This window comes from Dyella kyungheensis, assembly GCF_049913195.1.
Taxonomy (GTDB): Bacteria; Pseudomonadota; Gammaproteobacteria; order Xanthomonadales; family Rhodanobacteraceae; genus Dyella; species Dyella kyungheensis.
On record NZ_CP183983.1, the window covers coordinates 4,277,269 to 4,303,433 of the forward strand.

The window sequence follows — 26,165 nt, forward strand, 5'->3', positions numbered from 1 at the left end:
TGCCGTATCGAGTGCCAGACCGCGTTTACTGCAGGCTTTCGCTCAGGATGCGCGGGGTCACGAAGATCAGCAGCTCCGCCTTGTCGCTTTCGCGCTTGGTGGTGCGGAACAGCATGCCCAGACCCGGGATGTCGCCCAGACCCGGTACCTTGGTCGCGTTGTTCTGCTTGGTGATCTCGTAGATACCGCCCAGCACCACCGTCTGACCGTTATCGACCAGCACCGAGGTGTTGATCTCACGCGTGTCGATCTGCGGCACCTGGCCACTGCCCGGCACGGTGATGAAGTCCGCCAGGGCGTCCTTCTTCACGTTGATCATCAGATAGACGCGGTTGTCGGAGGTGATCGTCGGGGTGACCTTCAGCTCGAGCACGGCGTCCTTGAACTGCACCGTGGCCGTGCCGCTGCCCGCTGCGCCGGTGGCGCTGTTCTGGTAGGTCACGTAACCGATTTCCTGGCCCTGGCGGATCACCGCTTCCTGCTGGTTGGCGGTAATGACGCGCGGGCTGGAGATCACTTCGCCACGGCCTTCGGTCTGTGCGGCCTGGAGTTCGAGATCCAGCGCGTAGTTCTTGCCGAGGATGCCTAGAGCGATGGAGCCCGCCGCCTGGTCGGCCGTCGGCAGATTCACGTTGATGCCGCCGGCCGTGCCGGCAGCGGTGGTCGTGCCGCCGGTGGAAATCTGCTGGCCGCTGGGGTTGGTGCGTACACCCTGCGCACCGAACCTGGCACCGAGTTCACGGGTGAAGTTGTCGGTCGCTATCACGATGCGCGATTCGATCAACACCTGCTGCACCGGCTTGTCCAGCACCGCGATCAGCGCACGCAGCTCGCGGATCTTTTGCGGGTTGTCGTTGATCAGCAGAGTGTTCGTACGCTCGTCGAAGGACACGCTGCCGCGGGTGGACAGGAAGCCACGAGAGGCGTTGCTGGAGCCACCGCCGCCGCCACCCTGGCTCTGCTGGGCACCGGTGGTCAGTAGCTTGGCGATGTCCTTGGCCTTGCCGTAGCTGATCGGCACGTAGTCGGTGACGAGCTCGGAATTGTCCTCGGCCTTCATGCGGGCATCGGCCACGCTCTGCTCGTACTTGGCGAGTTCTTCCTGCGGCGCAATCCAGATCACGTTGCCGTTGCGGCGCTTGTCCAGGCTCTTGGCGCGAAGCACCACGTCGAGCGCCTGATCCCACGGCACGTTGACCAGTCGCAGCGTGACGCTGCCGCCCACGGTATCGGAGGCCACCAGGTTCAGGCCGGAGATGTCGGCCAGCAGCTGCAGCGCCGAACGCACCGGGATGTCCTGGAAGTTGAAGGTCACGCGGTTGCCCGTGTAGACCGGCTCCTGGCCCTTGGCCGCGGCGGCTTCGGCCTTCGGATCCTTCTTCTTCGGTGCCACTTCCACTACGTACTGGTTGCCGCTCTGGTAGGCCGACGTGTCGACCTGGCCCTTCACGCTGATTTCCATGTGGGCACCGGCACCGCCGGCCTTGGTCACGATCGACTGCACCGGCGTGGCGAAATCGAGCACGTCCAGGCGCTGTGCCAGGTTGGCGGGCAGGTTGGCGTGGCTGATGTCCACGATGACCTTGTCGTTCTGACGCTTCATGTCGGCACTGGCGCCGGGAGCACTAAAGTCGATCAGGATGCGGCCTTCGCCGTTGGGGCCGCGACGGAAGTCGATGTTGGACACCGCCGGACCGCTGGCCATCGACGGCAGCGCCTTGGACGGATCGATGTTCGATGCCGTCGTGGTGGTCTGCGCATCCGTGCCGTTGTTCACCGTGAGTACGAGGCTGTTGCCTTCGACCCGCGAGCGATAGGTGGAGTCGCGCACCAGTTCGATCACCACGCGGGTGCGGCCACCGGCGGAAACCGCCGATACGCCCGTCGTGGCGCCCTTGCCGATATCGAGATGGCGTGCCGCCGCGTTATCGGTATCCGGAAAATCGACCGCGATGCGCGGTGGATTGCCGGTGGTGAATATCTTCGGTTCCGGCACCGGACCCTGGGCGAAGTTCAGATGCAGCTCGACGCGGCCACCGGGCAGCGCGTCGTAGCTGATGTCCTTCAGGGTACTGGTAGCGGCGGCAGCAGCGTTCGACCAGGCAGCGCCCAGCGTCAGCAGACCCACGACCATGTAACGGCTTGCCTGGCGCATGACACGGCCCCGAACGGTTTTGAATTGGTTGGTCATTGCATCAGCCCCTGTTTCTTATTTCTCGCTGAGCGCGATGCTGGCGGAACGTTCCATCCAGCCACCGTTGCCGTTGGACACCAGTTCCACCAGGTCGATGTGGTCTTCGCCTACCGCGGTGACCCGACCATAGTTCTGGCCCATGTATTCGTTGCGATGGACACGGTGGATTACGCCACCGGGATCCTTCACGAGCACTTCCATGCCTGCACCGCTCCCCACGGTGCCGACCATCTTCAAGCTGTCCAGCGCAAACATCTCCAGCGGTTCCTTGGCGCGGTTTTCGTCCGGCCGGGGTCCCGAGTTGGTGTTGGTCTGGAGTTCGGCCGTGCTCGGGCTGAACGGATCGCGCTTGTCCTGGTCGTTGTACTGGAAGGTCTCGAACGTCTTGATGACGGGCAACGGCGGGATCGGCGCGCCCTTCTTCTGCTTTTCCTGCGCGACCCACTGGTGAAGGTCGTCCTGCCCGCTGCAACCGGCGAGGGTCAGGACGGCGCACATCACCAGCAAGGCGTTCCTCATGGAAGCAGGCCTGATGGCAGCGAACTTGCTCATTTCTGCCCTCCCGTCTTCGCGGCCGGCTTGCCGTGCGTGGACTTGGCGTTCGCCGCCTTGGCCGACGCGCTTTCGTCTTCATCCAGGTAGCGATACGTCTTGACCGTACCCTGCAGTACCAGCAACCCGTTGGCGGCAGCGCCACCCTTGGGATCCTTGTTCTTGGGCGTCAACGACACATCGTGCATGGTCAGGATCACCACGCGCGGCAACGAAGCCACGCCGCTGATGAACGTACCGAACTGGTGGTACGTGCCCACCATGCGCAACTGGATCGGTTTCTCCGCGTAGAAGTCCTTCGGCGACTCCGGACCCGGCTGGAACAGTTCGGTCTCCAGACCCGCGGAAAGCGCGGTCTGCGAAATGTCGATCAGCAGTTCGGGCATCTCGGTCTTGCTGGGCAGCTGGCGCAGCAACTGGCGCAGCATGTCCTGCATTTCGTCCAACTGCTGCTGGAGCGCCTCGAGATTGACCGACTTGGCCTGCTTCTCGGAGAACTCCTTCTTCAGCTGCTCTTCCTTGGAAACCGCCGACTGCAACGTGTCCTGCTGGTCGCTGACGAGGAAGTACCAGCCGGCAAGCACGATCAGGACGATCAGCAAGCCGGTGAAAAACATCTTTACCGATTTGGGCCAGCCACCGATGTTGTTGCGATCGAGGCTCTGCAGTTCCTGGAGGAATTTCATTACCTCGCTCCTCCATTGGCAGCAGGGGCAGGCTTTGCCGGTTGCGCCGGCACTGCCGCCGCGGTGGCTGCCTTGGCGGGCTGGGTGACATTGGCAGCGGCTGGCTGCGGCGCCGCCGAGCTGGCAGCTGCCGGGCCGTGATCGCTGCCGGCGCCCTCGCCGTTCTCGTCGGACTTGGGCCGGCTCAGCGCCACATCCAGTCCGAACGCGTAAGGCAGGCGGCTGTCGCCATGCGTGTTCTCGGTCTTGCGCAGATCGGCATGGCCCATCCACTGCGACGACTCGATGTTGCGCATGTACTCGGCCACGCTGGCGTTGGACTGCGCCACACCGTCGAGCGTCATCGATTCGCCGGTCTGCTTCAGGCCGTTGAGACGCGCACTGGCGGGAATGGTCTTCACCAGCTCATCGAACAGGTGGACCATCTGCGAGCGGTTGGCCTGCAGCTGTTCGATGATCTGCTTGCGTGCCAGCAGGCTTTCGCGGACTTTTTCCAGGTCCTTGATCTTGGTGATGCGTTCGTCGAGCTGCTTGATCTCGCCTTGCAGATAGACGTTGCGATCGTTCTGGCTGCTGATCCGGCCGTCCATCCAGCCGTACCACACCAGCACGCCGAGCACCGCCACCACGGCGGCGGCGCCCAGCTGCATGAAGAACTCGCGCTCGCGCTGCTTGCGGCGCTCGACGCGCCACGGAAGTAGGTTGATGTGTGCCATCAGTCAAAGCTCCTCAGCGCGAGGCCGACCGCGATCATCAATGCGGGGGCGTCCTGTGCCAGCGACTGGGCCTGCACACGAGGCGACAGCGACATGCGCGCCAGCGGATTGGCCACCACGCACGGCACCCCGAGCTGCTCTTCCAGCATCGGGCCGATGCCGTCGATGGATGCGCAACCGCCGGCCAGCACGACCTGGTCGACCTTGCTGTATTCGCTGCCCGCGAAGAAGAACTGGAGCAGGCGGCTGATCTGCTGCACCAGCGACTCCTTGAACGGCTCCAGCGCCTCGCTTTCGTAGGAGTCGGGCAGGCCGCCCTTGCGCTTGGCACGGCCCGCTTCCTCGTAGGAAAGGCCATAGCGGCGCATGATTTCGTCGGTGAGCTGCTTGCCGCCGAACACCTGCTCACGCGAATAGATGGTGCGCTGGTTGCGCAGCACCGACAGCGTGGTCATGGTGGCGCCGATGTCGACCACCGCCACCAGCGCGTCGCGGCCGACGTTCAACTGGTCGGCCACCATCGCGAACGCGTTTTCCATGGCGAACGCTTCGACGTCGATCACCTTGGCGGACAAACCGCCCAGATCGAGCGCGGCCACGCGCATGTCCACGTTCTCCGTGCGCGATGCGGCCAGCAGCACGTTGTTCATTTCAGGGTTGTCGCGCACCGGACCGAGCACCTCGTAGTCGAGGCTGACTTCCTCGATCGGGTACGGGATGTACTGGTTGGCCTCGACCTGGATCTGGCCTTCCAAATCGTCCTCGGACAGCTCGCTCGGCATCGGGATCACGCGCGTGATCACCGCCGAACCCGCCACGGCGGCACAGGCGTGCTTGAGCTTGGAACCCGAACGCGCCAACGCGCGCCGAATCGCCTCACCCACGGCCTCGACCTCGACAATATTCTTTTCGACTACAGCGTTGGGGGGCAGTGGCTCAACCGCGTAATGTTCCACGCGATAGCGACCGCCGGCCTGGCTGAGCTGCAGCAACTTGACGGCCGTCGAACTGATGTCGACGCCAACAAGCGGCGGCTTCTTGGGTGTAAAGAGCCCCACGATTTTCCCCCTTGCCCCTGAGCGCCCAGACTCAGATTGGTCTGATGCGCACTGGCATTTAATCCAAAAATTAACGTATTGGCAACGGCCTACGAGCTTTTTCTCGACTCATTCGCGTGACGGCATCCACAGGTTGAGCGAATGGGCCGCTGGCCTAGTTCTTGCTGTGACACGCTCGGTTCATGCCGTGGATACTGCTACATCTATACTCTGCGTTGTTTTGACTCACGTCTCGCAAACACCCAAATCATGCAAATTCTTAAGCGGTTGCTGCGCTGGATCCTGGTCCTGGCTTTCACGGGTTTGCTGCTGGGCGTTGCGGCGATCGGCGTGGCCTACTGGCTTATTTCCCCCCGTCTCCCCTCGGTGGCCGTCCTCAAGGACTACCACATGCAGGTGCCGCTTAGAGTGCTGTCGGCAGATGGCAAGCTGATTGCGAGCTTCGGCGAGACCCGCCGCATCCCCGTGGCGATGGGCCAGGTGCCCGACCGGCTCAAGCACGCCGTGCTGGCGGCCGAGGACGCCAGCTTCTACCAGCATCCGGGCGTGGACTGGCACGGCATCGCCCGCGCCAGCTGGCATGTGCTGGCTTCGGGCGGCGACAAGGGCTCGGGCGGCTCGACCATCACCCAGCAGGTGGCGCGCAACTTCTTCCTGAGCCCGGAAAAGCTCTATTCGCGCAAGCTGACCGAGATCTTCATCGCCCTGCGCATGGAGAGCGAGCTGAGCAAGGACCAGATCCTGGAGCTCTATCTCAACAAGATGTTCCTGGGCCACCGCTCCTATGGCGTGGCCGCCGCAGCCTCCTATTACTACGGCAAGACGCTGGACCAGCTCACCGTGGCCGAATGCGCCACCCTGGCTTCCACCTTCCAGTTGCCCTCGCTGGTGAACCCGCTCAACAGCCCCAAGCGCATGACGGCCCGCCGCAACTGGGTGCTGGGCCAAATGCTGGAAAACCGCTTCATCTCCAAGGCCGAGTACGACCAGGCCATCGAGGAACCGCTCGATGCGTCGCCGCATGAGCCGGCGATCGAGGTGGATGCCCCTTACCTGGCGGAAATGGTCCGCCTGCAGGTGCTCGACCGCCTGGGCAACGACGCCCTCACCGAAGGCTACGTGGTGAAGACCACGGTCAACAGCATGCGCCAGCAGGCGGCCGTGGACTCGGTCCGGGCCGGCCTGGTGGAGTACGACCATCGCCATGGCTGGCGCGGTCCCGAGGCACACCAGGAACTGGCCGCCGAGGCCGGTACCGATGAGCTGGAACGCGCGCTCGCCGGTTACACCGACATCTCCGGCATGCAGCCGGGCATCGTCACCCAGGTCTCGCCCACCGAGGCCAGCGTCTACCTGGCCAACCGCGACGAGGTGAAGCTCGACCTGGCATCGGTGGAATGGGCGCGCCCGCGCATCGACGACACCCGCGTCGGCGCCACCCCCAAGAGCGTCGCCACGGTGCTCAAGCGCGGCGACATCATCCGCGTCACCCGGGATGAAAAGGGCGAGTGGCTGCTCACCCAGATCCCGGGCGCCCAGGGCGCGCTGGTCTCGCTCGATCCCGAGGATGGCTCGCTGCAGGCATTGGTCGGCGGCTTCAACTTCCTGCGCAGCAAGTTCAACCGCGCCGTGATGGCGGCACGCCAGCCGGGTTCGAGCTTCAAGCCCTTCATTTACTCGGCGGCGTTCGAACGTGGCTTCACGCCGGCATCCATCGTCAATGACGCGCCGCTCGCCCTGCCCGACCCGTCGCGTCCGGGCGGCCTGTGGACACCCTCCAACGACGACGACAAGTTCGACGGCCCGATCCGCCTGCGCGAGGCCCTGGTGCAGTCGAAGAATCTCGTGTCGGTGCGCCTGCTCGACGCGATCGGCGTGCGCTTCGCCCGCGATTACGCGACCCGCTTCGGCTTCTCCCTCGATTCCCTGCCCGGCAACCTGTCGATGGCGCTGGGCACGGCCTCGGTGTCGCCGATGAGCATGGCCCGCGGTTTCAGCGTGTTCGCCAATGGCGGTTACCTGGTGACGCCGTATTTCATCAGCGAGATCGACGACCGCGACGGCAAGCCCGTCTATCAAGCCAACCCGGCCCGCGCCTGCCGCACCTGTGCCGAGCGTTTGCTGGACACGCGCCCGCCGGGTCCGCCGCCGGCAAACGCCAGCGCCGCCCCGGGCAATACCGTCGCCACCGCGGGGAGCGCCGGCAGCGCCCCGGCCACCTCGGGCAGCCTGGCTGGCGTCGGCGACGCCGTGCTTCCGGCCGACGCCCATGGCGACAGCGCTCACCCGCCCGTGCTGGCACCGCAGGTGATTGAGGTCCGCAACGACTATCTGGTCACCTCGCTGATGCAGGATGTGGTCAAGCGAGGCACCGGCGCGGCGGCGGCAAAGCTGGGCCGCACCGATCTGGCCGGCAAGACCGGTTCCACCAACGACCACCGCGATGCCTGGTTCGTCGGCTTCAACAGCAACCTGGTCACCTCGGTGTGGGTGGGCTTCGACGACTTCGGCTCGCTCGGCAAGGGCGAGTTCGGCGCCAAGGCCGCCCTGCCCATCTGGATGTCCTACATGGGCACGGTGCTGAAGGATCAGCCCGCAGGCATCTTGCCGATGCCGCCCGGTATCACTACGGTACAGATCGACCGTTCCAGCGGATTGCCCGCCGGCGCGGACGACACCAACGTCATGTCCGAGTACTTCAAGGTGGAGGACGTGGACCGGTTGCGTAACCAGGCCAACCAGCAGCAGGAGGACCAGGATCAGCAGCACGCCTACGACATCTTCTAATCGTCGGCAGCGCGGATTCGCTCCACTTACCGCACTGCCGCTCGCGCCCGCCGACAAGGGCGCCAGATTGCCGGAGGAATGAGGCATGGCACGAGGTCAGCACCATCGCATCCACGCGCAGGATCGCCTTCAGCGCAATCGTCTTCGCGTCGCCCAGGAAGCGGCGCGACTGATGAGCGAGCATGGCATCCGCGATTTCCACCACGCCAAGATCAAGGCCGCCGAGCGGCTGGGCATCGTCGACGCGCAGGCGTTGCCGCGCAACAACGAAATCGAAGACGCGCTGAGGGAACACCAGCGCATCTTCCACGCCGAATCCCAGCCCCAGCTGCTGCAGGAGCGGCGCGAGGCCGCGGTGGAAGCCATGCGCTTCCTCGACCGCTTCGATCCGCGACTGGTCGGCGCCGTGCTCGAAGGCACCGCCGATGCCCATTCCGCCGTCTGCCTGCATGTCTTCAGCGACACCGCCGAGAACGTGGTGCTGTTCCTGCAGGAACGCGGCGTGCCGATCACCCAGCAGACACGCCGCCTGCGCACCACGCGCGACGAGCAGGAGGAATATCCGGTGCTGCTGTTTGCCGCCGACGGGCTGCCGTTCGATATCACCGTGCTGCCCCGCGACGCGCTGAAACAGGCGCCGCTGGATCGCATCGATGAGAAGCCGATGCGGCGTGCATCACTGGCCGCGGTTGAGGAATTGGTGGCGACGGCGGGTAACGACGACGAGTTCGAGAGAATGTTGTCGTCAGCGCTTCGTTGACGGGCCTGTCGCGCACAGGGGTGAGGGCCGTTGTGGGAGCGCACCCTGTGCGCGACACGATCTTGCCAAGACCCACAAAAAAAGCCCCGGAAACCCGGGGCTTTTTGTCATGCGATGAACGACCCGATCAGCGTTTGTCGCTCGCCACATAGTTGCGCACATCGGCGCCGGTGTAGATCTGGCGCGGACGGCCGATGCGCGCTCCCGGGGTTTCGTGCTGTTCGATCCAGTGCGAGATCCAGCCGGAGGTACGCGCAATGGCGAACATCACGGTGAACATCTCGGTCGGGATGCCCAGCGCCTTGTAGATGATGCCCGAGTAGAAGTCGACGTTCGGGTACAGCTTGCGCTCGACGAAGTAGTCGTCCTTCAGCGCCGCTTCTTCCAGCTTCATGGCCACATCGAGCAACGGATCGTTGACGCCCAGCTCGTTGAGCACCTTGTGGCACATCTCGCGGATGATCTTCGCGCGCGGATCGAAGTTCTTGTACACGCGGTGGCCGAAGCCCATCAGGCGGAAGTTGTCGTTCTTGTCCTTCGCGCGCTTGACCGCCGTTTCGACCTTGTCGGCCGTGCCGATCTCTTCGAGCATCTTCAGCACGGCTTCGTTCGCGCCACCATGGGCCGGACCCCACAGCGCGGTGATGCCGGCGGCAATGGAAGCGTACGGGTTGGCACCGGTCGAACCGACCAGGCGAACGGTCGAAGTGGAGGCGTTCTGCTCGTGATCGGCGTGCAGGATGAACAACAGGTCCAGCGCCTTGGCGGCAACCGGGCTCATCTCCAGCGGCTCGCTCGGCACTTCGAACATCATGTGCAGGAAGCGGTCGACGTACTCGAGGTTGTTGCGCGGATAACGGAACGGCCAGCCGATCGAATAGCGGTAGCAGGCAGCGGCAATCGTCGGCATCTTGGCGATCAGGCGGATCGCGGCCAGCTTGCGGTCGTCCGCGTTATCGACGTCGATGTCGTCGTGGTAGAAGGCCGACAGCGAAGCCACCGAAGCGGCCAGCATGGCCATCGGGTGCGCGTCGTGGTGGAAGCCCTTGAAGAAGTCCTTCAGCGACTCGTGCATCATCGTGTGATGCGTGATGTCGTGCTCGAACTTGGAGAACTGGTCCTTGTTCGGCAGCTCGCCATTGAGCAGCAGGTAGGAGGTTTCCAGGAAGTTCGACTTTTCAGCCAGCTGCTCGATCGGGTAACCGCGGTACAGCAGCACGCCTTCGTCGCCGTCGATATAGGTAATGGCGCTCTTGGTGCTGGCGGTGCTGCCGTAACCCGGATCGTAGGTGAAATGGCCGGTGTCCTTGTACAGCGTTCCGATGTCGATGCATGCGGGACCTAGCGTGCCGCTGAGCAGGGGCAGTTCACTGCTGCGGTTGGTCGACTCATCCACCAACTTGACGATCTTGGAATCGGACACGGAAAACCTCCTTCACGAAATGTCGTCCCCGGCTTGTCGCCTGTAGGCGAGCGCCGAGGAGGTAGGGTTGATGCCGCGTATGGGGATGACGCGACACCTCGCCGCCCATTATCGCATATCGATCCGCCAACATGCCCTAGCGGATGGTCGGATGACGGACGCAAAAACACACGGGGCGAGCCTGGGCTCGCCCCGTGTGTTTGAACTTGCTGGGCGCTGCGTTACCGCAGTGCCTCCGCGCGATTACTTCTGCGCGTAGCGGCGACGGAACTTGTCGACGCGGCCACCGGTGTCCAGCGACTTCTGCTTACCGGTGTAGAACGGATGGGAATGGCTCGAGATATCCACCTTGACCAGCGGGTACTCGTTGCCGTCTTCCCACTTGACGGTGTCCTTCGAGGAAATCGTCGAACGCGTCAGGAACGCGAAATCGGACGACAGGTCCTGAAACACCACCTGGCGATAATTGGGATGGATATCGGGCTTCATGACTGACTCAAAGCGGTGGGTGAAAAGAGCGGCATTTTAACCATGGGTCGCCCCCATTGGCAAGTCGCTCAGTCACTTGGGCTGGCCGAACGGCGCAGCATAGCCGTTCAGGCGCCCAGCGCCCGGCGCACCATGGCGCCAAAACGGGCCTGATCCACTTCCAGCACGATACGCGCATTGGCCGGGCGGCCCTGCCGATCGGTCCAGTCCACCACGGTCGCGCCACGGGTCAGGCGGCCGTCCATTTCGACGGCAACATGCCGTTCTTCCGCACGCGTCACCATGGCCGGATCGATCGCCACCGCCATCGCCAATGCATCCGCCGCGATCACGCCGCGGCGGCCGCGCTTGGCATTGAATGCACGCGCGGTGCCGAACACCTGCTCGAAGAAGCTGGCGCGCTGGTCGCCGGCCGCGATCCAGCCGTTGAATTCCTGGTCGTCGAAGGCGTGGCGCAGCACCACTTCCCAATCGACCAGGTCGAACTTCGGGAAGGCCTCGAACACCACATGTGCGGCCTCAGGGTCGAAACCGATATTGAATTCCGCTGGAAGCTTGCTCGTGTTGCCAAGCCCGGTGACCGCGCCGCCCATGATCACCAGGCGCTTCACGCGCTGCGGCAGGCCGGGATCGAGGCGCACGGCCAGGGCGAGATTGGTCAGCGGACCCAGCGCTACCAGGGTGAGATCGGGATGCTCGCGGGTGAGGCGGATCAGCGCGTGCGCGGCGTGCTCGTCGGCAGCCTGGCACTTGGGTTCGGGGAAGCCTACGTCGCCCAGACCATCGGCACCATGCACATGCATGGCGTCTTCTTCCGGCATGCGCACGAGCGGCGTGGGGCAGCCCGGAAAAACAGGGGTCGGCTTGCCCACCAGATCGACCAGCGTGCGCGCATTGCGCACCGTATGAGCGAGACCGACATTGCCGGCCGCAATGGTCAGGCCGAGCACGTCGGCATGCGCATGCGCCATCAGGATGGCGAGCGCATCGTCTACGCCCGGGTCGGTATCGATCAGCAACTGCAACTGGCTCATGGGAAACTCGCGTCAGGAAGCGAACCGTCTAGCTTAGGCGTTCTGCGGTCAGGCGCAAGCGCGACTCAGCGGCGCAATTTTTTGTGGGAGCCTTAAGCTCCACGCTAGGCATGCGCGTAACGGGCGGCAGCACCGATCCAGCGCGCGATCAGCCCCTCCGCCTGCTGCGGGTGATGCGCCAGCAACTGCTCGCCCACCTGTTGCACCGCCGGCAACAGATGCGCATCGCGCGACAGGTCGGCAATGCGGAAACTCAACTGGCCCGTCTGCCGCGTGCCCAGCACTTCGCCGGGTCCGCGCAACTCAAGGTCTTTCTCGGCGATGCGGAAGCCGTCGTTGGTATCGCGCATCACCTGCAAGCGCTCGCGGGCCAGCTGGCCGAGGGGCGGCTGATACAACAGCACGCAGTTCGACGCGATGGCGCCGCGCCCCACGCGTCCACGCAACTGATGCAGCTGGGCCAGGCCGAGCCGCTCGCTGTTCTCGATCACCATCAAGCTGGCATTGGGGACATCCACGCCCACTTCGATGACGGTGGTGGAGACCAGCACCGAAAGTTCGCCTGCCTTGAAGCTATCCATCACCGCCTGCTTCTCCTTGGGCTTCATGCGCCCATGGATCAGCCCGATGCGGCAGTCGGACAGCGCGGCCGACAACTCGGCGTGCGCCACTTCCGCCGCTTGCGCGCGCAGTTGCTCGGATTCCTCGATCAGGGTGCACACCCAATATGCCTGCCTGCCTTCGAGACAGGCCGCGTGGATGCGCTCGATCACATCGAAGCGGCGCGCATTGGAAGTCGCGATCGTCTGCACCGGCGTGCGGCCGGGCGGCAGTTCGTCGATGGAGGACACGTCGAGGTCGGCATAGGCGCTCATGGCCAGCGTGCGCGGAATCGGCGTCGCCGTGAGCACCAGCTGGTGCGGCACCAACCCGGCCTCGTGATCGGCGCCCTTGTCGCGCAGCGACAGGCGCTGCTGCACGCCGAAGCGATGCTGCTCGTCCACGATCACCAGCCCCAGCTGCGCGAACGACACGCCTTCCTGCATCAATGCATGCGTGCCGATCACTACGTGTGCACCCGATGCCACGCGCTGCAGCGCTTGTTGGCGCGCCTTGCCCGTCACCTTGCCGGCCAGCCAGGCCACCTCGATGCCCAGCGGCGTCAGCCAGTGGGTGAAATGATGCCGGTGTTGTTCCGCTAGCAGTTCCGTCGGCGCCATCAGGGCGACCTGCTGGCCGGACTCCACCGCAGCCAAGGCCGCCAGCGCCGCCACGATGGTTTTACCGCTGCCTACATCGCCCTGTACCAGCCGCAACATCGGGTTGGCCTGGGCGATGTCCTTGGCGATCTCCGCACTCACGCGCTGCTGCGCGCCGGTAAGCCCGAACGGCAGGCCGGCCAGCAGGCGCTTGCGCAATTCACCGGTGCCCTGCAGACGGGGCGAATGCCGGCGGCGCACGGCAGCGCGCATGCGCTTGAGGCTCAGATGCTGGGTGAGCAGTTCCTCGAACGCCAATCGCTGCTGCGCCGGATGGCGGCCCGTGGTGAGCTGGCCGAGATTCGCATCCGGCGGCGGACGATGCACATAGAGCAGCGCCTCGCGCAGCGAGGTCAAACCGTGCTCGGTGCACAGTTCAGCGGGAATCAATTCCAGCTGCGCATCCTGCGGCAACAAGGCCAGCGCCTTGGCGATCACGCCAGCGAGGCGCTTCTGGCCCAGCCCCTCGGTGGTCGGATACACCGGCGTCAGCAATTCATCGACGGCGGCAGGCTCATCGCCACTCAGCCGCTGATACTGGGGATGCACCATCTCCAGCCCTTGCGCCGCCTGGCGTGCTTCGCCGTAGCAAAGCAGCCGGGTGCCGGGCTTGAGCTGCTCGGACTGGCTGCGGTTGAAATGGAAGAAGCGCAACACCAGCGTCTGCCGCGAGTCGTCGGTGATCGCCACCTTCAGCTGCGGCCGGTAGCGGAAGCCTCGCTCGACGGCCTCGACCACACCCTCGACCTGCGCGCGCTCGCCGGGGCGCAAGTCGGCGATGGCGGTGACACGAGTGCGGTCTTCATAGCGCAGCGGCAGGTGGAACCACAGATCCTGCACACGCTCCAGGCCGAGCCGCGCCAGGGTCTCCGCCAGGGCCGGGCCGACGCCGGGCAACGCCGATACCGGCGTGGCGCCGGGATCGGAATGCATCGTGGCGGCATTGGCGCGACGGGGCGGCATCGATGAAGCCTAACCGAGCAAGCCCTCGCTCCGCAGCTGGCAGCGAGCGGCGGCCTGTCGGCGTGGAGCCTGCGGTTCGATCAGTCGAGCACCATGATGGCGTCCACTTCGATGTCGGCCAGCTTCGGCAGCGCGGACACCTCGATGGTGGAACGGGCCGGGAACGGCGCCTTGAAATACTCGGACATGATCTCGTTGACGGTGGCGAAGTGGCCCAGGTGGGTCACGTAGATGCCCACGCGCACGATCTTTTCCAGCGAACCGCCGGCCGCTTCGGCGACCGCCTTGAGGTTCACGAACACCTGCCGCGCCTGCAGCGCGATATCGCCTTCGACCATGTTGCCGGTGGCCGGATCGAGCGGAATCTGGCCGGAGAAATACACGGTGTTGCCGGCGCGCACCGCCTGCGAATACGGGCCAATGGCGGCCGGCGCCTTGTCGGTGGTGATGATGTCGCGGGACATGGAGTTCTCCGAACAGGGGATGGGGACCAGAGAATAGGAAGCGGGCTGCGCCGATTCTCAGACGGGGATCATAGCCAGTCATCGAAGCGGCAAAAAGCGGCGCCATGCCCGGGCGCCGTCCTATTTACCATTCACCCTTGACCATTGACCGCTCTTACAGCGGATAACGATAAGCGCCGCTGACCACGCCGGTGCGCCGCACGCGACGAATGACTTCGGCCAGGTGCTTGCGGTTCTTCACTTCGAGCGCGAACAACAGCGTGGCCGCCGCGGCATCGCGCTCGACGTATTCCACGTTCTCGATGTTCGAGTTCGCCGCGGCAATGGCCGCCGCCACCGTGGCCAGGACGCCGGGGCGATTGATGACTTCGATGCGCAGCTCGGCGCGGTAATCGCCCTGCACGTCGCGATCCCATTCGATCGCCACGCAGCGTTCCGGCGACTTGCGCAGCTCGACCACGTTCGGGCATTCCACGCGATGGACCACAATGCCCTTGCCCGACGAGAGATAACCGATGATCTCGTCACCCGGCAGCGGGTGGCAGCAATTGCTGAAGCTGAGCACGCCGCGCTCGGCACCGGTGATGCGGATCTTCTCCATCACATGCGGCGACTGCTGCACGTCGCTGGACTTCTTGCCCCGCGCCGCCACCAGCTGACTGGCGACGAGGTGCGGAATGCGGTTGCCCAGCGCGATATCCGACAGCAGTTCTTCCAGGCGCTTGAGCTTGGAGGTTTCCAGGAAACGGTCCAGCACGGCCGGCGGAATCGCGTCGAGGCTGGTGCCCAGCGCGTCGAGCGCGCGGTCGAGCATGCGATGGCCGAAATCCACCGCATCTTCGTGCTGCAGGTGTTTCAGGTACTGGCGAATCGCCGTGCGCGCCTTGCCGGTGACCACCGACTCCAGCCACGCCGGGTTCGGCAACGCCGACGGCGCCGTGATGATTTCCACCAGCTGGCCCGATTCCAGGCGCGTACGCAGCGGCACCAGCTTCTTGTCCACGCGTGCGGCCACGGCGTGATCGCCCACGTCGGTGTGCACGGCGTAGGCAAAGTCGAGTGCGGTGGCGTTGCGCGGCAAGGCGAGGATGTCGCCGCGCGGCGTGAACAGATAGACCTCGTCCGGGAACAGGTCGATCTTGACGTTCTCGATGAACTCCGACGACGACACCGTGTTGGCCTGGCTGTCCGCCAGCGACGACAGCCATTCGCGCGCACGTGCCTGCGCGCTGTTGGCCGGACCGGAATCGGTCTTGTAGGCCCAGTGCGCGGCCACGCCGCGTTCGGCCACCGAATCCATTTCCGCGGTGCGGATCTGCACTTCGATCGGTGCGCCGAACGGGCCCAGCAGCACGGTGTGCAGCGATTGATAACCGTTGGCCTTGGGGATCGCGATGAAATCCTTGAAGCGGCGATCCACCGGCTTGTACAACCCGTGCACCGCACCCAGCGCCATGTAGCAACTCATGGCCGAATCCACCACGACGCGGAAGCCGTACACATCCATCAGCTGCGCAAAGCTCTTGTGCTCGTTGCGCATCTTCGAATAGATGCTCCACGGCGACTTGATCCGTCCCACCACCTTGGCGGTGATGTGGTCGGCCATCAGGCGCGTGGACAGTGCCGCTTCGATCTTGCCCATCGCTTCGCGGCGGTTGCCCAGCGCCGCGCGGATGCGCTCGCTGATCACGCGGTAGCGATCGGGATACAGCGCGCGGAAGCCCAGGTCCTGCAGCTCCGCCTTGAACTTGTTCATGCCCAGGCGCTGCGCGATGGGCGCGTAGATTTCCAGCGTTTCGCGGGCGATGCGGCGGCGCGACGGCGCGTCTTTGGCGCCCAGCGTGCGCATGTTGTGCAGGCGGTCGGACAGCTTGATCAGGATCACGCGCAGGTCGCGCGCCATCGCCAGAAGCATCTTGCGAAAGCTTTCCGCATCCGCTTCCTGGCGGCTGGAAAAGCTCATCTTGTCCAGCTTGGTGACGCCATCGACCAGCTCGGCCACGGTCTCGCCGAACTCGCTGGCGAGCTCGGCGCGGCTCAGCGCGGTGTCTTCCAGCGTGTCGTGCAGGATCGCCGCGATGATCGTCTCGGCGTCCATGCCCAGCTCGGCCAGGATGCCGGCCACGGCCACGGGGTGCGTGATATAGGGCTCACCGCTCTTGCGGGCCTGCCCCTCGTGCGCCACCGCGCCCACCTCGTAGGCACGGACCACGCGAGCCACTTGCGGCTCGGGCAGATAGGCCACGCGCTCCTTGAGCGCCAGCACGTAGGGCGGCAGCGTCGACGAATCCGGGGGGGTGGAGTCCGTGACGGCGGGCATGGATGTGCGGTCCCCGCTCAGGCGACCGCCTCGCATCGCGGCATGGATGCGAGGTTGGCGGCTGGCAGCACACAGCGCAAAACGCCGGACAAGCCGGCGCTCAGGCGTTTGTGGCTACAGCCGCCGCCATCCATCAGTCATCTCCGCCCTTGGAGAGATCGTCGTCCACTTCCGCCGCGGCCCACTCCAGCGCTTCGCGCTCGGCGCGCTCGCGCTCGGCCTTGTCGATCTCGTCGATGGTGGCCTGGTCGATGCGGCGGTCGGCGATTTCGCGCAAGGCGAGCACGGTCGGCTTATCATGGTCGGGATGAACTGCCGGCTCGGCACCCTTGGAGAGCTGGCGGGCGCGCTTGGTCGCCATCAGCACCAGTTCGAAGCGGTTGTCGACCACCTGCAGGCAGTCTTCGACGGTAATGCGGGCCATCTGAAATCCTCAGAAAATAAAACGACTTATCATCTGTCAGTGTAGCCAGCGGCGGCTTTGCTGGCAATGCAGCAAGGCTTATGATGCACGGTCCGCGCCGCCTGCAGGCTGGCTCCCTAGGACTTTGGGGGCCTGTACATAATAAAAAACCCAACAGTACAATATTGTACTCCCCCCTACCCCGCTCCAGGACTGTCGCCTCCATGCCGTCCGCCCTTCGCTCCCTCGTCATGCGCTGCCTGCCTTTGCTGGCCATTGCGCTGCTCGCCGGCTGCTCGATCGCCAAGCCGCGAACCGACGACCCGTACGAGAAGATGAACCGCAAGGTTTATGCGTTCAACAACTCGCTGGACCAGGCGATCATCCGCCCCGTGGCCGTGGGTTACCGCAAGGTGACCAACCCGACCATCCGGCGCTGCATGACCGACTTCTTCACCAATATCCGCATGCCGATCACGGTGGCGAACGACCTGCTGCAGGCGCGCCCGAAGCAGGCGCTGCAAGGCAGCGGCCGTTTCCTGGTGAACCTGACCCTGGGTATCGGCGGCTTCTTCGACCCGGCCAGCCAGCTGGGCATTCCGCTGGGCGATACCGACTTTGGCGTGACCTTGGCGCGTTGGGGCGTGCCCGATGGCCCGTTCCTGATGGTGCCGTTGTTTGGCCCGACCACCGGGCGCGACTTCTGGCAGGTGCCGGTCGATGGCTATTTCTTCGATCCGATCAGCTATTTCTCGCGCAACAACAGCTACAAGTACGGCCAGGAATACCTGCCTGAGCTGATGTACCTGGTGACCATCCGCGCCAGCGCCATCGATGCGGAAAGCTTCCTCAATTCCGCCTACGACCCGTACGCCTTCATCCGCGACGCCTACCGCCAGCAGCGCATCTACAAGATCTACGACGGCAATCCGCCGGAAGAGGTGATCGAGCAGTTGCAGGGCCTGCACGACAAGAGCTTCGATCCCGACGAACTGCTCGACGAGCAGCAGAAGTGGGAGACCAAGCAGCCGCAGGCATCGCAGGATTCGCCGCAGGCCAAGAAGGACTGACCGGTCGTTCTCCATGTGTGTAAAAAAAAGGGGCCGCGAGGCCCCTTTTTTCATGTCTTGCGATGGATGGCGCGAAACTCAGGCCATCAAGCCTTCGACCTCGCACACGCTGGCCAGCAGATGCATGCCTTCGGGCATGTGGCGCACGTTGAGCTTGCGCCCCCGCTCGGCCGACTGCGCCAGCACCGCCAGCACGCAGGCGAGGCCGGCGCTGTCGCTGCGGGTGACGCCGGCCAGGTCCAGCTCCGAACGGCCATCGCGTGCCACCGCGGCATCGATCGCCTTGAGCGCCGCCGCCGCCGTGCCGAACGTCAGCTCGCCGGACACGCGTACGCTGCCCGGCGAGCCTTCATCGATGCGAATGGCTGCGGCAGCTGTGTTCACTGCTTGGAACCCTGCTGGCCCTTGGTGTCCTGCTCCATTTCCTTCAGCGCCTGGTCGCCCTGGGTTTCCAGGTTGGCGATCAGCTTCTCGATGCCGACCTTGCGGATTTCGGCATCGACCTGGTTGCGATAGTTGGTGATGTACGAGATGCCCTCGATGATCACGTCGTAGGCCTTCCAGGCACCGTTCTTGTCCTTGCGGAAGGCGTAATCGACCGCGATGGTCTTGCCGTCGTCCAGCACCACCTGGCTGCGCACGATGGTGCGCTTGTCGCTCATGTCGCCGGTGAACGGCAGCACCTTCACGCGGCCACGGGTGTAGTCGAGCAGGCCTTCGGCGTAGCGATGGGTGATCGATTCGTAGAACGCCTTGGCGAAGCGCGAACGCTGTTCAGGCGTCGCCTCGCGGGCGTGCTGGCCGAGCACCAGGATCGAGGCGTAATCGATGTCGAAGTGCGGCAGGAACGCGTCGTCGATCACGTGGATCAGCTTTTCGCGGTTGTTCTTCAGCTCCTGCTGGTGGCCGTCGATCGCCTTGGCGAGATCGTCGGACACCGCCTGCACGACCTGCACCGGCGTCTGCTCGGTGGCAGCGCCCTGGGCCGCGGCCTGCGCGAACACGGGGGCAGCGATCGCGCTGCCGAAAGCGATGGCGGTGGCAATGGCCAGACTGCGCAACATGGGGAAACTCCTGGGAGATATGTCGTTGGAATATCGGTGCGCGATGGGCCGATTCAATGCTTTCCACCGTCGGTCTTGCCGCCGTCGGCAGGCTTGCCCGAGGACGAACCGCTGACCAGGAACTTGCCGATCAGGTCCTCGATCTGCATGGCCGACTGGGTCAGCACCATCTCATCGCCGTTCTTCAGAGCGTCCGGCGAGCCGCCGGGCTGGATGGCAACGTACTGGGTGCCGATCAAACCACTGGTGAACACCGCGGCGGCCGAGTCGTCCGGGATCTGGTTGTAGCGCTTGTCGATGGCCAGGGTGACCAGGGCATCGAGCTTGACCGGGTCGGCATTGATCGACTGCACGCTGCCGATGGCCACGCCGGCCATCTTCACCGGGGCGCCCACGGAGAGCGCGCCCACGTTGGTGAACCGGGCCTTGACCACGTAGCTGCCGCCCAGGTTGTCCGCCACGCCGCCGGCGCCGAAGAACTTGCCGAGCATTTCTTCCAGTTGCTGCGCCGGGCGGGTGAGCGCCAGCTCGCCGCCGTCGGCCAGGGTCTTCTTCGACGTGCCGTAGCGGACACCGACGTACTGGTCGCCCAGCAGGCCGCTGGTGAAGATGGTGGCGATCGAATCGTCCGGAATCTGGTCGTAGCGCTTGTCGATCGCCAGCTTCACATCGGCCGTTTCCTTGCCCGGATCGAGCACGATCGACTGCACCTGGCCGATGCGCACGCCCGCCACCTTCACTGGCGCACGCTCCTTGAGCTGGCCGATGTTGGCGAAGTGCGCCTCGACGGTGTAACTGGGGCCGCGGCTGGAGTTGGCCACCGAGGTGGTCTGGGTGGCGAGATAACCGAGCGCGGCAAAGCCGAGCACGATGAACAGGCCGGTGCCGACGGCATAGGATTGTCTCTGGCTCACGGCACGTTCCTCATGGAGAAGTGGTTGGAAAGATTCATGGCGACGCTCACCCCGGCCATCACATCAGGAAAGCGGTGAGCACGAAGTCCAACGCCAGGATGGCGATGGACGAGGCGACCACCGTGCGCGTCGTCGCATAGGCGACGCCTTCGCTGGTGGGCGGCGTGGTGTAGCCCTGGAACACGGCGATCAGCGAGACGACGATGCCGAATACCATGCTTTTCCAGATCACGCCGTTGACGACATCCTTCACCACTTCGACGGTGGCGGTCATGTTCGACCAGAAGGTGCCGTTGTCGATGCCCAGCCAGGTCACGCCCACCAGGTGACCGCCGAAAATGCCCAGCGCGCAGAACACGCAGGTCAGCAACGGCATGGCGATCACGCCGGCGAGGAAGCGCGGCACGGCGACGTAGGCAATTGGATCGACCGCCATCATCTCCATCGCCGCGATCTGGTCGGTGGCGCGCATCAGGCCGATTTCGGCGGTGACCGAGGTGCCCGCGCGACCGGCGAACAACAGCGCCGTCACCACCGGTCCCAGCTCGCGATAGATCGCGATGGCCACCACCGTGCCGGTGGCCGAGGTGCCGCCGAAGATCGACAGCACGTCGTACAGCTGCAAACCCAGCACCATGCCCACGAACAGGCCGCAGACCATGATGATGATCAGGCTCATCGCGCCGACGAACCACAGCTGGCGGATCGTCTCGCGGTAGTGGCGCATGCTGCGCGGAATCGCCGCCAGCATGCGCAGCAGGAACAGTCCGCAGTCGCCGATCTGCGACAGCGAACGCACCACGATGTTTTCGGAGCTTGCGACGCTCATGCGTTCTTCCCTGGAAAACCGAGCGATACGCCGAGATCGCCGGCCGGATACTGGAACGGCACTGGGCCGTCGGCCTCGCCACCGAAGAACTGGCGCGTCCACGGCGAGCCGTCGTTGGCGATGGTCTTCGGATCGCCCTGCGCCACCACCTTGCCGTTGGCGATGAGGTAGATGTGATCGGCCACCTGCTTGATCGCTTCCAGCTCGTGCGCCACCAGCACGCTGGTGATGCCGAGCGTCTGGTTGAGCGTGCGGATCAGCTTGAGCACCTGGTTCAAGGCGATGGGATCGAGGCCGACGAAGGGTTCGTCGTACAGGATCAGCATCGGATCGAACACGATCGCGCGCGCCAACGCGACGCGACGCGCCATGCCACCCGACAGTTCCGTCGGCATCAAGCCGGCGGCGCCACGCAGCCCCACCGCCTGCAGCTTGGTCAGCACGATGTTGCGGATCAGCACCTCCGGCAGCTCGGTGTGCTGGCGCAGCGGAAACGCCACGTTCTCGAACACGTCGAAATCGGTGAGCAGCGCCGAGTTCTGGAACAGGTAGCCGATGCGCTCGCGCAGCTCGAACAGCTTGTCGCGCGACAGCGCCGCCACGTTATGGCCATCCACCCACACATCGCCCGCATCGCCGCGCATCTGGCCGGTGATGTGCTTGAGCAGGGTGGTCTTGCCGGTGCCGCTGGGACCCATGATGGCGGTGATCTTGCCGCGCGGAATATCGATATCCAGCGCGTCGAAAACCTTCTTGCCATTGAGCACCGTGGTCAGGCCACGGACGCGCACCAGGGCGCTGTCCTCGGGCTTGGCGCTAATGGAGTCGGTCATGGGCGGCAGGGGTCGTTGGGAAAGTCGCCAAAGTAGCCGAAGCGGGGGGCGAAGGCCATGTACGAAACGTCCTAGTGCGGGATATTGATCAGCGAAACAAGACCTTGGCCCTGCCTCCAAGTTCCCGACTTATCCTGTGGGAACGCACCCTGTGCGCGACAGGCGCTACCGACGGGCGAGCAACGCCGATACTCCGCTGTCGCGCACAAGGTGCGCTCCCACAGTGGACGCCTGGCCCTCAGGCCAGCAGTTCCTCGATCAGCGTCTCGTGGCGGTGCAACTGCAACGCCGCACGCTGGCGCGTGGCCCGCACGATCGCCTGGAGGTCGTCCAGCGCGGTGTCGAAGTTGTCGTTGACGATGATGAAATCGAACTCGTGCGCGTGGGCGATTTCCTCGCGCGAATTGTGCAGGCGGCGGGCGATCACTTCGGCACTGTCCGAGCCGCGACCGCGCAGCCGACGCTCCAGTTCGGGACGCGAGGGCGGCAGGATGAAAACGCTCACGCAATCGGGCTTGCTCTGGCGGATCTGGCGGGCGCCCTGCCAGTCGATTTCCAGCAGCACGTCCTTGCCCTGGGCCAGCAGCGTGTTCACCGTGGTGCGCGAAGTGCCATACAGGTTGCCATGCACTTCGGCGTGCTCAAGGAAGATGCCGTCGGCGACCTCCTGCTCGAACACCTCGCGCTCCACGAAGTAATAGTGGCGTCCGTACTGCTCACCCGGACGCGGCGGACGCGTGGTGTGCGAGACCGAGAGCGAAATGGAAGGCTCGCGCTCCAGCAGCGCGTTGACCAGGGTGGACTTGCCCGCACCCGAGGGTGCCGCCACCACGAACAGGGTGCACTGGGTGTCTTGCGCGTGAACCGTATCGGTGTTCATTCGATGTTCTGCACCTGCTCGCGCATTTGCTCGATCAGCACCTTCAGGTCCACCGCGGCATTGGTGCTGCGCACGTCGACGGCCTTGGAGCCCAGCGTGTTCGCTTCGCGGTTGAACTCCTGCATCAGGAAATCCAGGCGGCGGCCCACCGGTTCCTTCGTACCCAGCACGCGGCGCGTTTCGCCGATGTGCGTGGTGAGGCGATCGAGTTCTTCGTCGACGTCGCTGCGGGTGATCTGCAGCACCAGTTCCTGCTCCAGCCGGCCCGGATCGGCGGGCTGCTTGAGATCGGCCAGGCGCGATTCGAGGCGTGCGCGCAGGCCTTCGCGGATCTGCGGCATGAAGCTGCGCACATCGGCCACGATGCGCTCGATCGCATCCAGGCGCTCCACCAGCAGTTCGGCCAGCTTGGCGCCTTCGCGCTCGCGGGTGGCGGTGAGCGCGTCGAGCGCCCGGTCCAGGACCTCGAGCAGCGAGGCCTGCAGCACCTCAGGGTCCACCTCGGACTGCTGCAGCACGCCCGGGAAGCGCAGCAGTTCGGTGAATTCGATATTCATGCGCGGAAAGCGCGATTCCAGGTCCAGCGCCAGCTCGGACAGGCGCGCCAGCGCGGTGGCGTTGACCTGCATGGATTCGGCACGGGCCTCGCCGCGCAGGCGCACGGTGACGTCCACTTTGCCGCGAGACAGCTTGGCCGCGATGCGCTCGCGCAGGGCCGACTCGAACACGCGTAGCTCGTCGGGCAGGCGCGGGCTCAATTCCAGGTAGCGGTGGTTGACCGTGCGCAGTTCGCAGCTGAGCGTGCCAGCGGGGCCGGTCGTCTCGGCGGAGGCGTAAGCCGTCATGCTGCGGGTCATTTTGAAAGCCTGCGGATATCAGTAAAGGGCGCAATGGTAAACTTTCCCGCCCTGCCTTGCCCAATGGCCCCCATTCTCATGAGCTCTCCCAGCCGCCCCAGTGGCCGCGCCAGCGACCAGCTGCGCACCGTAACCATCGAACGCCACTACACCCGCCACGCCGAAGGTTCGGTCCTGGTGAGCTTTGGCGACACCCGCGTGCTGTGCACGGCCAGCATCGAAGACCGCGTGCCACCGTGGCTGCGCGGCAAGGGCGAGGGCTGGATCACCGCCGAATACGGCATGCTGCCGCGCGCCACCAACACCCGCATGCAGCGCGAAGCCGCGCGCGGCGGCCAGGGTGGCCGCACCATGGAAATCCAGCGCCTGATCGGCCGCAGCCTGCGTGCCTGCGTGGATCGCCAGGCCCTGGGCGAGCGCGTGATCACGCTCGACTGCGACGTGATCCAGGCCGATGGGGGCACCCGCACCGCAGCCATCACCGGCGCCTATGTCGCGCTGGTGGATGCGGTGAACCTGCTGATGAAGCGCGAGAACCTGCGCCGCAACCCGGTGGTGGGAGCCATTGCGGCTGTCTCGGTGGGCATCTACCAGGGCGTGCCAGTGCTCGATCTGGATTACGCCGAAGATTCCAACTGCGACACCGACATGAACGTGGTGATGAACGACGGCGGCGGCTTCATCGAAGTGCAGGGCACGGCCGAAGGCCACGCCTTCCGCCGCGACGAAATGGACGCCCTGCTCGGCCTGGCCGAGAAAGGCATCGCCGAGCTGGTCGCCGCGCAGCGCGCTGCGCTCGAACTGGCGTAAGAGATCCGCGCATGACACGCATCGTCCTGGCCAGCAGCAATCCCGGCAAGCTCGCGGAGTTCAACGACCTGCTGGCCGACAGCGGCCTGCAGGTCGAGCCGCAATCGGCCTTCAACGTGCCCGATGCCGAGGAAACCGGCCTCACCTTCGTGGAGAACGCGCTGCTCAAGGCCCGGCATGCCTCACGCATCAGCGGACTGCCGGCGCTGGCGGACGATTCGGGCCTGTGCGTGGCCCATCTGCGTGGCGCGCCGGGACTCTACTCCGCGCGCTACAGCGGCACGCATGGCGACAACGCATCGAACAACGCGCGCCTGCTGCGCGAACTCGACGGCGTGCCGACCGGGCAGCGCGGCGCGTTCTTCATCTGCGTGCTGGTGCTGCTGCAGCATGCGGATGATCCCGCGCCGGTGATCGCCGAAGGCCGCTGGCACGGCCACGTGCTCACCGAGCAGCGCGGCACGCACGGTTTCGGCTACGACCCGCTGTTCCTGCCGGAAGACGAAACCGTCAGCGCCGCCGAGCTGCCGCCAGGCCTGAAGAACCGCATCAGCCATCGCGGTCGTGCGCTCGCGTTGTTGCGCAGCCAGCTCGGCGAGGTTCACCGCTAACTCATGTCGTTGATCGCGCCACCGCTGTCGCTGTACGTCCACATGCCGTGGTGCGTGAAGAAGTGCCCCTATTGCGACTTCAATTCCCACGGCCTGCGCAATGAGCCGCCGCCGTACGACGGCTACATCGACGCGCTTTTCGCCGATCTCGAGGCCGACTTGCGCGACTTCGGCGCGGCCGTGCACGGGCGCACCGTGCACAGCATTTTCTTCGGCGGCGGCACGCCCAGCCTGTTCGCGCCAGAGCTGATCGATCGTTTTCTCGATGGCGTGCGCGCCCGCCTGCCGCTGGCAAGCGACGCGGAGATCACGCTCGAGACCAATCCGGGCACGGTCGAGCACGGACGTTTCGACGGCTATCTGGTGGCCGGCGTGAACCGCCTGTCGTTCGGCATCCAGAGCTTCGACGACGCCAAGCTACGTCGCCTCGGCCGCATCCATTCGGCCAGCGAAGCCGAGGCGGCGGTGAAATCGGCCCAGGATGCGGGTTACGCCAACATCAATCTCGATCTGATGTACGCCCTGCCCGAGCAGACCCAGGACGGTGCCCTGGCCGACGTGGCGCGCGCCATCGCGCTGCAGCCCACGCACATCTCGCACTACCAGCTCACCCTGGAACCGAACACCGCCTTCGCCGCCAACCCGCCGCCGCTGCCCGACGACGACCACGCCTGGGCCATGCAGGAGGCCTGCGAACAACAGCTGGGCGACGCAGGCTATAGGCAATACGAGGTATCCGCCTACGCCCAGCCCGATCGCCGCTGTGCGCACAACCTCAATTACTGGCGCTTCGGCGATTACCTCGGCATCGGTGCCGGCGCCCACGGCAAGATTACCGATATCGCCGCCGGCGACATCATCCGCCGCTGGAAGACCCGCCATCCGAAGGCCTACCTGTCGGCGCCCGGCAGCGCGGAGCGGATCGGCGGCAGCGGCCCGGTGGCCGCGGAAGAACTGCCCTTCGAGTACATGCTCAATGCGCTGCGCCTGATCGACGGCGTGCCCATGGTCGACTTCGCCGAACGCACCGGCCTGCCCGCTGTGCGCATCGCGAACGCACTCACCAGCGCACGCGCGAAAGGCTGGCTGACGGATGACCCGGTCCGGTTGCACACCACCGCGCTTGGCCAGCGCTTCCTCAACGACGTCATTTCCGGATTCCTTGACTGAATCCACCGTCCGGCCGATG

General features: G+C 65.1%; 25 protein-coding genes. 6 read left to right on the forward strand and 19 right to left on the reverse strand.

The window, feature by feature from the left end:
* Positions 1-25 precede the first annotated feature (25 nt).
* The 5 genes from pilQ to ACN9MB_RS19260 are packed head-to-tail and all read right to left on the reverse strand — an operon-like array spanning position 26 to position 5,206.
* Entirely contained in the window at positions 26-2,155 is a 2,130-nt protein-coding gene (gene pilQ, locus ACN9MB_RS19240; RefSeq protein WP_426269940.1) for a type IV pilus secretin PilQ, read from the reverse strand.
* 54 nt (positions 2,156-2,209) lie between these two features.
* Positions 2,210-2,746, reverse strand: a complete 537-nt coding sequence (locus ACN9MB_RS19245) for a pilus assembly protein PilP (protein ID WP_204637262.1) — start codon at positions 2,744-2,746, stop codon at positions 2,210-2,212.
* Positions 2,743-3,432: a type 4a pilus biogenesis protein PilO gene (locus tag ACN9MB_RS19250; RefSeq protein WP_204637263.1), complete on the reverse strand. Its 690-nt coding sequence runs from the start codon at positions 3,430-3,432 to the stop codon at positions 2,743-2,745. The genes ACN9MB_RS19245 and ACN9MB_RS19250 overlap by 4 nt, the downstream gene beginning before the upstream one ends.
* Positions 3,432-4,148, reverse strand: a complete 717-nt coding sequence (locus ACN9MB_RS19255; RefSeq protein WP_204637264.1) for a PilN domain-containing protein — start codon at positions 4,146-4,148, stop codon at positions 3,432-3,434. The genes ACN9MB_RS19250 and ACN9MB_RS19255 overlap by 1 nt, the downstream gene beginning before the upstream one ends.
* A complete protein-coding gene (locus ACN9MB_RS19260) occupies positions 4,148-5,206 on the reverse strand; it encodes a type IV pilus assembly protein PilM (protein ID WP_204637265.1) in 1,059 nt (352 codons plus the stop codon). The genes ACN9MB_RS19255 and ACN9MB_RS19260 overlap by 1 nt, the downstream gene beginning before the upstream one ends.
* Before the next feature lie 249 nt (positions 5,207-5,455).
* Between ACN9MB_RS19260 and ACN9MB_RS19265 the strand changes: the two genes are divergently transcribed.
* Together ACN9MB_RS19265 and ACN9MB_RS19270 are read left to right on the forward strand one after the other, a co-directional pair.
* Complete coding sequence (locus ACN9MB_RS19265) at positions 5,456-7,993, forward strand: penicillin-binding protein 1A (RefSeq protein WP_426269941.1); 2,538 nt, start codon at positions 5,456-5,458, stop codon at positions 7,991-7,993.
* Between the two features lie 85 nt (positions 7,994-8,078).
* Positions 8,079-8,753 carry a hypothetical protein gene (locus ACN9MB_RS19270; protein WP_426269942.1) on the forward strand — a complete coding sequence of 225 codons (675 nt, stop codon included), beginning with the start codon at positions 8,079-8,081 and terminating at the stop codon, positions 8,751-8,753.
* A 127-nt stretch (positions 8,754-8,880) separates the two neighbouring features.
* Here the strand turns inward: ACN9MB_RS19270 and ACN9MB_RS19275 are convergent, their stop codons facing one another.
* From ACN9MB_RS19275 to rpoZ, 7 genes are all read right to left on the reverse strand, one after another.
* Positions 8,881-10,176 (reverse strand): citrate synthase, encoded by a 1,296-nt coding sequence (locus ACN9MB_RS19275; RefSeq protein WP_426269943.1) that lies wholly within the window; start codon positions 10,174-10,176, stop codon positions 8,881-8,883.
* 243 nt (positions 10,177-10,419) lie between these two features.
* Positions 10,420-10,665 (reverse strand): type B 50S ribosomal protein L31, encoded by a 246-nt coding sequence (locus ACN9MB_RS19280; protein WP_046972144.1) that lies wholly within the window; start codon positions 10,663-10,665, stop codon positions 10,420-10,422.
* A 107-nt stretch (positions 10,666-10,772) separates the two neighbouring features.
* Positions 10,773-11,699, reverse strand: coding sequence for a nucleoside hydrolase (locus tag ACN9MB_RS19285; RefSeq protein ID WP_426269944.1), 927 nt, complete (start codon positions 11,697-11,699; stop codon positions 10,773-10,775).
* A 104-nt stretch (positions 11,700-11,803) separates the two neighbouring features.
* On the reverse strand, positions 11,804-13,921 hold the full coding sequence (gene recG / locus ACN9MB_RS19290) for an ATP-dependent DNA helicase RecG (protein ID WP_426269945.1): 2,118 nt from the start codon (positions 13,919-13,921) through the stop codon (positions 11,804-11,806).
* A gap of 80 nt (positions 13,922-14,001) precedes the next feature.
* Positions 14,002-14,385 (reverse strand): RidA family protein, encoded by a 384-nt coding sequence (locus ACN9MB_RS19295; protein WP_426269946.1) that lies wholly within the window; start codon positions 14,383-14,385, stop codon positions 14,002-14,004.
* Between the two features lie 154 nt (positions 14,386-14,539).
* Complete coding sequence (locus tag ACN9MB_RS19300) at positions 14,540-16,705, reverse strand: RelA/SpoT family protein (RefSeq protein ID WP_204637272.1); 2,166 nt, start codon at positions 16,703-16,705, stop codon at positions 14,540-14,542.
* A gap of 133 nt (positions 16,706-16,838) precedes the next feature.
* Complete coding sequence (gene rpoZ, locus ACN9MB_RS19305) at positions 16,839-17,129, reverse strand: DNA-directed RNA polymerase subunit omega (protein WP_204637273.1); 291 nt, start codon at positions 17,127-17,129, stop codon at positions 16,839-16,841.
* Positions 17,130-17,332: 203 nt separating this feature from the next.
* Here rpoZ and ACN9MB_RS19310 point away from each other — a divergent pair, with 203 nt between their 5' ends.
* Positions 17,333-18,178 (forward strand): MlaA family lipoprotein, encoded by an 846-nt coding sequence (locus tag ACN9MB_RS19310; protein ID WP_204637274.1) that lies wholly within the window; start codon positions 17,333-17,335, stop codon positions 18,176-18,178.
* A gap of 78 nt (positions 18,179-18,256) precedes the next feature.
* Here the strand turns inward: ACN9MB_RS19310 and ACN9MB_RS19315 are convergent, their stop codons facing one another.
* The 7 genes from ACN9MB_RS19315 to ACN9MB_RS19345 all read right to left on the reverse strand — a co-directional run bounded on the left by ACN9MB_RS19315 (position 18,257) and on the right by ACN9MB_RS19345 (position 23,555).
* Positions 18,257-18,562, reverse strand: a complete 306-nt coding sequence (locus tag ACN9MB_RS19315; RefSeq protein WP_426269947.1) for an STAS domain-containing protein — start codon at positions 18,560-18,562, stop codon at positions 18,257-18,259.
* Positions 18,559-19,242: an MlaC/ttg2D family ABC transporter substrate-binding protein gene (locus tag ACN9MB_RS19320; RefSeq protein WP_204637276.1), complete on the reverse strand. Its 684-nt coding sequence runs from the start codon at positions 19,240-19,242 to the stop codon at positions 18,559-18,561. Before ACN9MB_RS19320 ends, ACN9MB_RS19315 begins: the two co-directional genes overlap by 4 nt.
* Before the next feature lie 53 nt (positions 19,243-19,295).
* Positions 19,296-20,156 (reverse strand): outer membrane lipid asymmetry maintenance protein MlaD, encoded by an 861-nt coding sequence (gene mlaD / locus ACN9MB_RS19325; protein ID WP_204637277.1) that lies wholly within the window; start codon positions 20,154-20,156, stop codon positions 19,296-19,298.
* 58 nt (positions 20,157-20,214) lie between these two features.
* On the reverse strand, positions 20,215-20,985 hold the full coding sequence (gene mlaE, locus ACN9MB_RS19330; RefSeq protein WP_426269948.1) for a lipid asymmetry maintenance ABC transporter permease subunit MlaE: 771 nt from the start codon (positions 20,983-20,985) through the stop codon (positions 20,215-20,217).
* Positions 20,982-21,818 carry an ABC transporter ATP-binding protein gene (locus ACN9MB_RS19335; protein WP_426269949.1) on the reverse strand — a complete coding sequence of 279 codons (837 nt, stop codon included), beginning with the start codon at positions 21,816-21,818 and terminating at the stop codon, positions 20,982-20,984. Before ACN9MB_RS19335 ends, mlaE begins: the two co-directional genes overlap by 4 nt.
* A 238-nt stretch (positions 21,819-22,056) precedes the next feature.
* Positions 22,057-22,698, reverse strand: a complete 642-nt coding sequence (gmk, locus tag ACN9MB_RS19340; protein WP_204637280.1) for a guanylate kinase — start codon at positions 22,696-22,698, stop codon at positions 22,057-22,059.
* Positions 22,695-23,555 carry a YicC/YloC family endoribonuclease gene (locus ACN9MB_RS19345; RefSeq protein ID WP_204637281.1) on the reverse strand — a complete coding sequence of 287 codons (861 nt, stop codon included), beginning with the start codon at positions 23,553-23,555 and terminating at the stop codon, positions 22,695-22,697. The genes gmk and ACN9MB_RS19345 overlap by 4 nt, the downstream gene beginning before the upstream one ends.
* A gap of 78 nt (positions 23,556-23,633) precedes the next feature.
* Here ACN9MB_RS19345 and rph point away from each other — a divergent pair, with 78 nt between their 5' ends.
* Genes rph through hemW form a run of 3 tightly spaced genes read left to right on the forward strand, consistent with a single transcriptional unit; the run spans position 23,634 to position 26,146 of the window.
* Entirely contained in the window at positions 23,634-24,365 is a 732-nt protein-coding gene (gene rph, locus ACN9MB_RS19350) for a ribonuclease PH (protein ID WP_046972275.1), read from the forward strand.
* Between the two features lie 11 nt (positions 24,366-24,376).
* Positions 24,377-24,976, forward strand: coding sequence for an RdgB/HAM1 family non-canonical purine NTP pyrophosphatase (gene rdgB / locus ACN9MB_RS19355; RefSeq protein WP_426269950.1), 600 nt, complete (start codon positions 24,377-24,379; stop codon positions 24,974-24,976).
* 3 nt (positions 24,977-24,979) lie between these two features.
* On the forward strand, positions 24,980-26,146 hold the full coding sequence (gene hemW / locus ACN9MB_RS19360; RefSeq protein WP_426269951.1) for a radical SAM family heme chaperone HemW: 1,167 nt from the start codon (positions 24,980-24,982) through the stop codon (positions 26,144-26,146).
* Positions 26,147-26,165 lie beyond the last annotated feature (19 nt).

Excerpts from the sequence above, each read along its gene's own strand:
- ACN9MB_RS19335 (WP_426269949.1), bottom strand. The coding sequence starts at position 21,818 with ATGACCGACTCCATTAGCGCCAAGCCCGAGGACAGCGCCCTGGTGCGC.
- ACN9MB_RS19300 (WP_204637272.1), bottom strand. The coding sequence starts at position 16,705 with ATGCCCGCCGTCACGGACTCCACCCCCCCGGATTCGTCGACGCTGCCG.
- pilQ (WP_426269940.1), bottom strand. The coding sequence starts at position 2,155 with ATGCGCCAGGCAAGCCGTTACATGGTCGTGGGTCTGCTGACGCTGGGC.
- ACN9MB_RS19270 (WP_426269942.1), top strand. The coding sequence starts at position 8,079 with ATGGCACGAGGTCAGCACCATCGCATCCACGCGCAGGATCGCCTTCAG.
- ACN9MB_RS19320 (WP_204637276.1), bottom strand. The coding sequence starts at position 19,242 with ATGTTGCGCAGTCTGGCCATTGCCACCGCCATCGCTTTCGGCAGCGCG.
- gmk (WP_204637280.1), bottom strand. The coding sequence starts at position 22,698 with ATGAACACCGATACGGTTCACGCGCAAGACACCCAGTGCACCCTGTTC.
- ACN9MB_RS19285 (WP_426269944.1), bottom strand. The coding sequence starts at position 11,699 with ATGAGCCAGTTGCAGTTGCTGATCGATACCGACCCGGGCGTAGACGAT.
- rdgB (WP_426269950.1), top strand. The coding sequence starts at position 24,377 with ATGACACGCATCGTCCTGGCCAGCAGCAATCCCGGCAAGCTCGCGGAG.
- rph (WP_046972275.1), top strand. The coding sequence starts at position 23,634 with ATGAGCTCTCCCAGCCGCCCCAGTGGCCGCGCCAGCGACCAGCTGCGC.
- ACN9MB_RS19250 (WP_204637263.1), bottom strand. The coding sequence starts at position 3,432 with ATGAAATTCCTCCAGGAACTGCAGAGCCTCGATCGCAACAACATCGGT.
- ACN9MB_RS19295 (WP_426269946.1), bottom strand. The coding sequence starts at position 14,385 with ATGTCCCGCGACATCATCACCACCGACAAGGCGCCGGCCGCCATTGGC.
- ACN9MB_RS19255 (WP_204637264.1), bottom strand. The coding sequence starts at position 4,148 with ATGGCACACATCAACCTACTTCCGTGGCGCGTCGAGCGCCGCAAGCAG.
- ACN9MB_RS19310 (WP_204637274.1), top strand. The coding sequence starts at position 17,333 with ATGCCGTCCGCCCTTCGCTCCCTCGTCATGCGCTGCCTGCCTTTGCTG.
- ACN9MB_RS19245 (WP_204637262.1), bottom strand. The coding sequence starts at position 2,746 with ATGAGCAAGTTCGCTGCCATCAGGCCTGCTTCCATGAGGAACGCCTTG.
- rpoZ (WP_204637273.1), bottom strand. The coding sequence starts at position 17,129 with ATGGCCCGCATTACCGTCGAAGACTGCCTGCAGGTGGTCGACAACCGC.
- recG (WP_426269945.1), bottom strand. The coding sequence starts at position 13,921 with ATGCCGCCCCGTCGCGCCAATGCCGCCACGATGCATTCCGATCCCGGC.
- ACN9MB_RS19345 (WP_204637281.1), bottom strand. The coding sequence starts at position 23,555 with ATGACCCGCAGCATGACGGCTTACGCCTCCGCCGAGACGACCGGCCCC.
- ACN9MB_RS19265 (WP_426269941.1), top strand. The coding sequence starts at position 5,456 with ATGCAAATTCTTAAGCGGTTGCTGCGCTGGATCCTGGTCCTGGCTTTC.
- mlaE (WP_426269948.1), bottom strand. The coding sequence starts at position 20,985 with ATGAGCGTCGCAAGCTCCGAAAACATCGTGGTGCGTTCGCTGTCGCAG.
- ACN9MB_RS19280 (WP_046972144.1), bottom strand. The coding sequence starts at position 10,665 with ATGAAGCCCGATATCCATCCCAATTATCGCCAGGTGGTGTTTCAGGAC.
- hemW (WP_426269951.1), top strand. The coding sequence starts at position 24,980 with ATGTCGTTGATCGCGCCACCGCTGTCGCTGTACGTCCACATGCCGTGG.